The sequence below is a fragment of the Streptomyces capoamus genome (genome assembly GCF_014654935.1).
Classification (GTDB): domain Bacteria; phylum Actinomycetota; class Actinomycetes; order Streptomycetales; family Streptomycetaceae; genus Streptomyces; species Streptomyces capoamus.
In genome coordinates this window covers 10,782-11,457 of the sequence record NZ_BNBF01000018.1, presented here as the reverse complement: position 1 = coordinate 11,457, position 676 = coordinate 10,782, and the positions used below count along the sequence as shown (strand labels likewise).

The window sequence follows — 676 nt, the reverse complement described above, 5'->3', positions numbered from 1 at the left end:
CGCGGAGCGGGCGCTGCGCGAGCTGGGTGTGGCGCGGGGCCGGATCCACGAGGAGATCTTCCACGTGGACGCGGGATCGGCTCCGGCTGCCATGGTTCCGGCACCCGCGCACAGCACCGTCACCGCGCGGCTGGACGGCCGCGGCGGCACCTGGCCGGTGCGGGAGGGCGAGTCACTGCTGGAGGCGGTGCTGCGCAACCGGCCCGACGCGCCCTACGCGTGCAAGGGCGGGGTCTGCGGAACGTGCCGGGCCTTCCTGGTCGAGGGCGAGGTGCGCATGGACCGCAACTTCGCGCTGGAGACGGAGGAGACGGAGGCCGGGTACGTGCTGGCCTGCCAGTCGCATCCGCTGTCGGAAAAGGTGGAACTGGACTTCGACCGCTGACGCACCCGTTCCCGTCCGTTCCCGCTCCCGTCCCCTCCGTCCGTTCCCGCTCCCGTCCGTTCCCGCTCCCGTCCGTTCCCGCTCCCGTCCCCTCCGTCCGCTCCCGTCCCCTTCCGTCCGTTCCCTTCTCCTGGAACCTGTTCTATCTTGACGCTCCGTCAGATACAGACAGACGTATCCGCACCCGTGGCGGACCCGGCGGGAGGACAGGCCGTGGACTTCACCTTCACCGAGGAGCAGCGGGCGGCGGCCGAGGCGGCGCGGGGGGTATTCGCCGGGGTCGCGCCGGAC

The 676-nt window shown here is 72.2% G+C and carries 1 protein-coding gene; it reads left to right on the top strand.

The features are described from left to right. The coding region (locus IE312_RS41805; RefSeq protein WP_229900430.1) for a 2Fe-2S iron-sulfur cluster-binding protein at nucleotides 1-385 on the top strand (385 nt) is incomplete at its 5' end. Nucleotides 386-676: the final 291 nt, after the last annotated feature.